Annotated in this window: 4 protein-coding genes; 1 reads left to right on the top strand and 3 read right to left on the bottom strand. The window is 36.5% G+C overall.

The window, feature by feature from the left end:
• Positions 1 to 292 precede the first annotated feature (292 nt).
• From D6734_07120 to D6734_07110, 3 genes are read right to left on the bottom strand one after another with little or no spacing between them, the layout of a single operon-like run.
• A complete protein-coding gene (locus D6734_07120; GenBank protein ID RMF94700.1) occupies positions 293 to 1,273 on the bottom strand; it encodes a hypothetical protein in 981 nt (326 codons plus the stop codon).
• A complete protein-coding gene (locus D6734_07115; protein RMF94699.1) occupies positions 1,251 to 3,314 on the bottom strand; it encodes a formate dehydrogenase subunit alpha in 2,064 nt (687 codons plus the stop codon). Before D6734_07115 ends, D6734_07120 begins: the two co-directional genes overlap by 23 nt.
• The gene (locus tag D6734_07110) at positions 3,311 to 4,162 is read right to left on the bottom strand and encodes an oxidoreductase (protein ID RMF94698.1); all 852 of its coding nucleotides are present in this window, start codon (positions 4,160 to 4,162) and stop codon (positions 3,311 to 3,313) included. The genes D6734_07115 and D6734_07110 overlap by 4 nt, the downstream gene beginning before the upstream one ends.
• Positions 4,163 to 4,403: 241 nt before the next feature.
• Between D6734_07110 and D6734_07105 the strand changes: the two genes are divergently transcribed.
• Positions 4,404 to 6,071, top strand: a 1,668-nt coding sequence (locus D6734_07105) for a tetratricopeptide repeat protein (protein RMF94697.1), incomplete at its 3' end; no start/stop codon positions are given.

Raw genomic sequence — 6,071 nt, 5'->3', positions numbered from 1 at the left:
TTTTCTGATTAATTCTCCGGCTTTTTTTAATATTTCTAAATTTTATTATTTCAAATTAAAAGTTAATAATTTATACTTTTTTTCAAAATTTTATTTTTGATTTAAATGAAAAGATTATTGATGACAAAGGAATTCTCATTAAAAAAAATATTTTTAAAAATTCATATGTCATCTAAGTTGCTGCATTCTCTTATTCAGAGAAGAGAGTATCAGTAAGAGTGTATCCGTTCAATCTTAATAATCACTTATAAGTATTTTCGCAAATCTGTTAGGGAGTTCAAGCATTCTTCTATTAACCGAAGCGCTTCACTATTTCCCTATTGACAGATTTGATGCCAATATTCGTAGGGCACACATCATCACATCTTCCACACAAAAAACAGGTGATATGTCCCCATCTTTCATAATCTGCGGCAAGTTTATGATGAATGCGTCTTCTTGCACGAAGATACTCTTCTCCCAAAGGATTATGACCGCTTGCTTCCCTCATAAATCCGTCGAGCTGACAAGAGTCCCACATACGGATTCTCTCTATCACTCTTTCACGGTCATGGTCACAGACATCGAAACAGGTACAGGTGGGACAAGCAATATTACAGGCAGTGCAGGAGATGCATCGGTTTGCAATTTCCTTCCAAAAATCATCAGGAACTGCATTTTTTCTGATTAATTCTCCGGCTTTTTTTAATATTTCTAAATCTTCATTATGTATAGAGTCTGAAAGTTTTTTTAATTCATCGATCTTTGCACTCTTCTCCTCACACTTTATCTTCTCTTCGATCTTTTTTCCCTTCAGCGTATAGGCACAAACTATATATTTACTGCCGTCGTAGATAAATTCTAAATCACATTTACCTCCGGCAATTTTCAGCATTTCTCCATCTTTGCCGCATTTTCCACTAACTGCTGCTATTACAGCTTTATCGCGTTTTGCAAAATAAATTTCGTCACGAAAATTTTCCGAGTAAAACTTATCGACAAATTCAAGACATTCACAATCTTCTGCTGTAAATCCGATGACAAACAACGGTTTTTGCAGTGAATCTGCCACTTTGAATTTATTGCCTTTTGCGTTTAGTATGACATCAAATTGAGGAAAGAAAATATCATTCGGTTTTCTGGCAATAGGCCCTCCTTCAATTGCCAATCTCCCTTCATCTAAATGCCCAAGCGCTCTCGTCCCATCTTCCAATCTAACAGGTGCTCTTACATCATATTCACCTGTCAGTGATTTTAAGAAAGATTTCATTTCAGCAGATGTTAATGCCTTCATCTTCTATTTTCCTTATATTGGCGGCGCATACTTTGAATTCCGGAATTTTTGATTCGGGGTCAAGGGCATTATTTGTAAGCACATTAGCAGCGCCTTCGAAAAAATGGAAGGGCATAAAAATGATGCCCGGTATCACCATATCCGTAATTCGCGCCATTGCTTTAATTTCACCTCGCCTTGTCGATACAAGGCAATATTCTCTATCTGCAAGTCCTATTTTTTTTGCATCATCAGGGTGCAATTCCACATATGGGAACCTTTCTTCTCTATCGAGTAATTTCGAACGTCTTGTCATAGTGCCTGTGTGAAAATGGAAATAACAACGCCCTGTTGAAAGCAAAAGAGGCCATTTTTCATCAGGTAGTTCAGCAGATGGCTTGAATTCAACGGCATGAAATTTTCCTCTTCCGCGGGCAAATTTCTCTTTGTGCAAAATGGGAGTTCCCGGATGATTTTCGTCAGGACAGGGCCATTGCAGAAATTCCTTTTTGATTCGTTTAGGTGTAATTCCTGCGTAACTTGGAGTAAGCGAATTTATTTCTTCCAATATTTCTGAAGGAGACTTATAGTTGAGTCCATTATATCCAAGACGGATAGCTATTTCACTGAATATTTTCCAGTCATCCATTGCGTTGCCGGGCGGGTTGGCAGCTTTGTTGACAGCTTGCACTCCTCTTTCAGTTGAAGTGAATGTGCCGTCCTTTTCAGCATAACAGCAGGCGGGCAATACAACATCTGCAAATTCAGTTGTGGAGGTAGGGAAAATATCCTGTACAACTATAAACTCCAAATTGCCAAATGCCTTTCGCACATGGTTTTGATTTGCATCCGAAAGTATGGGATTTTCTCCCATAATATAAAGAGCTTTCAATTTCCCTTCTGCAGCGGCGCTTATTGCCTCTGTTGCCGTCAATCCCGGCTTATCGGGAAGAGGTGATACTCTCCATACTTTTTCAAATTTCTTCCTTACCTTTTCATCTGTTACCTTTTGATATCCGCTATAAACATCAGGTAATGCGCCCATATCACAAGCGCCCTGCACATTGTTTTGACCTCGCAGAGGATTTACTCCGCCTCCCTCGACACCAAGATTCCCTGTCAGCATTGCAAGATTTGCACAACTCTTTACATTGTCAACACCGTGGGTGTGCTGTGTTATTCCCATTGCATAAACTATCATTGCCGGTTTTGATTCACCAAAGATGCGCGCAGCTTCACTTATTTCTTCTTCTTTCAATCCTGTGATTTCTGAGACTATTTCAGGTGTGTATTTTTCTACTGTTTTTTTCAGTTCCTCGTAATTTTCAGTGCGCTCTGAAATAAATTCCTTATCTTCTAATCCTTCCTTGATGATGATGTTCATTATTCCATTAAGTAGAGCTACATCAGTGCCGTTTTTGTGGCGAAGATGAATTTCTGCAAAACGAGAAAGCCGTATAGCCCTGCTGTCTGCTACGATAAGTTTGCATCCATTTTCTATGACATTGTTTATGATTCTCGTCCCTATCAAGGGATGTTGTTCAGTCGTGTTGGATCCTATTACAAGAATGCATTTGGCTTTTTCCATACAGGAGATGGAATTGGTCATAGCACCAGAGCCAAAGCTTGCGGCGAGTCCTGCAACAGTTGATGAGTGGCAAAGACGCGCGCAATGATCAATGTTGTTGGTGCGGAAGACTGCTCGAGCAAGCTTCATCATTGCAAAATTTTCTTCGTTTGTAGTTTTGGCAGATGAAAAAAACATCAGGGAATCGGAACCATATTTTTCAGAAATTTCTTTTAATCGCTTTGCAACACAATCTATTGCTTCCTGCCAATATGAAGGAACTAGTTTTCCATTTTTTCGAATAAGAGGAGTGGTAAGACGGTCAGGATGATTCACGAACTCATAAGCATTCCATCCTTTAATACATAATTGGCCTCTACTGATGTGATGTTCTGTTGACGCTTCAACTCCGCATACTTTTCCCATATCATCTGTAAGCAGATAAAAACGGCAGCCAGTCCCGCAATAAGGACAGGTTGTCAAAGTTCGTTTCATAATGCTCCCTTCAATTCCATTACATCTTTAAGCCAAAAAACAGGGCCATCTATACAGCAATATTTGTGTTCAATTACGCAATGGCCGCATTTGCCAATGCCGCATCGCATATATCTTTCTAATGAAACTATTATTTGCTCTTCATTTATTCCTTTTTTCATCAGTTCAGCTATTACAAATTTGTACATAACAGGAGGACCTATGATGACTGCTATGGTGTTATTCTTATCGATGTTGAGAGGAGGTATTAATTTTGTAATAAGTCCGACTTTCCCCTTGTAATTATCACCGCTTTTGATTTCATCAACGGTATACAAGCAATTGAAATGTCTTGATTCTTCCCATTGCCTGATTTCATCCTTGAAAAGCATTTGTTCAGGATTTTTTGCGCCATAAAGGATTTTGACATTTTCAAATTCATCGATATTGTCTTCGCAATACTGAATAAGAGAGCGCATTGGAGCGAGTCCGCAGCCGCCAGAAATAAGGAGCAGATTTTTTCCCTTCATTGCTTCAATGTCAAAACAAGAGCCAAAAGGGCCTCGTATTCCTAAATAATCCCCTTCATCGAGTTTATGTAAAGCGCCTGTCAGTGTGCCTGCATTTCTTACTGCAAGTTCAAAATATCCTTTGCGAGTAGGCGAGCTTGCAACAGATATTGGTGCCTCAGTAAGCCCCGGAATAGAAACCTGCACAAATTGTCCCGGCATATGTCCTAATTCTTTGCCATTGGGCATTTTAATTTTGAAAAGTTTTTCAGAAGGGGTAAGAGTTGTTATGGATAGAATTTCGCAGTTTGTTGGGACATAGTTTTGAGAAACTATTGCCTCATTTTTTGATTTTATCATAAACAAAAAAATACTTATTTGAATAGGATATTGTCAAGAGAATGTTGCATAAAAATTTTTTAAGTTGCGCTTTATCATTTTGAAAAGATGAGTTTCTGAATAATAGGGTAAAAGAGATAGCCGTTTCACCGTTAAACCGTTAATCTGTGCAGATAATATCCCCCGAGATTTATACTTGAAGTGATAGAATAAAAAGCATTTAATAAAAAATAATATTAATTTTTTGTTTTTGAGGTGAAATATGAAATTTTTAAAGAAAATAGCTTTTATCCAATATTCATCCATTATTGTTCTATCAATTTTAATTCTATTGGCTTGTAAACATATAAGCAAAGAGGAACAAAACCAACTTGCTGTTGGATATCTTTCCACGGCTGATACTCTTTTAAAAAAGGGAGAAATAGAAAAGGCAATTGAGAAAATAGATGAAGCAATCAATTTGAACCCTGACAATGTTGATGCATATATTTTTAGAGGTAGAGTTTTTGTCATTAGGAAAGAATTCGACAAGGCAATCACAGATTTTAATAAAGCCATATCTTTAAAACCTGATTCTGATGTTGCTTATACCAGCAGAGCACTGCTGTATATTGCATTCAATCAATATGAGAACGCTTTGAATGATTTAAACAAGGCATTAGCGATTAATGATAAAAATATAGAGGCATATACTTACAAAGGTTCAATATTTCTTTCTCAGAAAGATTATCCGGAAGCTATAAAGAATTTTAAAAAATGTATTGAAATCAATTCCAAAAACGCGGAAGGCTATAATAATCTTGGCTATGCATATTTTCTGCAAGGGAAATTGGATGATGCGCTGGAAAATTATTATAAATCAATAGAAATAGACCATAAATATGTAAAGGCATATGTTAACCGTGCACAACTTTATGTATCTCAAAAAAGATATGACTTAGCGATTAAGGACTATAATAGCGCATTAGAAATAGAGCCAAAAGCTTTTGATTTTTATTTTTATAGGGCAAACGCTTATTTTAAAACAAATAAATTAGATAAGGCGCTTTCAGACCTTTCAAAAACAATTGAAATAAATCCAGATTTCACGCCTGCATATTCCCTGAGAGGGCTTTTGTATTATCAATTGAATCAACCTGACAAAGCTGTTTCAGATTTTGATAAATCGATTTCAAAAAATGGTAACGACAGTTATACTTATTTTTTAAGAGGGCTTGTCTATTTTTACAGAAAAAACAATTATGAAAAAGCTCTTTCAGATTACAACAAGGCGTTGGAGCTAAATCCCAATCAGTCCAATGTTTACCGTGAAAGAGGACGTCTTTATTATACGAAAAAGAAGTATGAAGAAGCTCTTGCAGATTTTAGTAAGGCAATTTCTTTAAATCCTAAAAATGCTGAATCATTTTATCAAAGGGCTCAGCTCTATTTTTACCAATTCAATGATTACGAAAAAGCTCTTGCTGATTACAACAAGGCGTTGGAGCTAAATCCTAAAGGAGATAACATTTACGAAAATCGTGGGTGGCTGTATTATAAGAAGAATGAACCTGAAAAAGCCATTTCTGATTTAAATAATGCCATAAAATTGAATCCTAATGATGATAATGTCTATTATAAATTGGGTAAAGTCTATTTCTATGCTCTAAAAGATTCTGAAAAAGCATTAGCCAACTATAACAAGGCGCTTGAAATTAATCCGAAAGGCGAAAACATCTATCTTGAAAGAGGATGGTTGTATTTTAAAGAAGGGAAAAAAGAAGAAGCATTAGATGATTATAACAAAGCTATATCCTTGTATCCAAAACATGCGGGTGCATATAATAATCGCGGTGTATTGTATGAAAGCATAAATCAGGTTGATAAAGCAATTGCAGATTATAGTAGAGCAATAGAATTCAACCCTAAGTTTATAAGACCTCTTTTAAAC

It is taken from the genome of Candidatus Schekmanbacteria bacterium, assembly GCA_003695725.1.
GTDB lineage: Bacteria > Schekmanbacteria > GWA2-38-11 > GWA2-38-11 > J061 > J061.
Note: the sequence above shows the minus strand (reverse complement) of the source record. Positions and strands in the feature narration are given on the sequence as shown.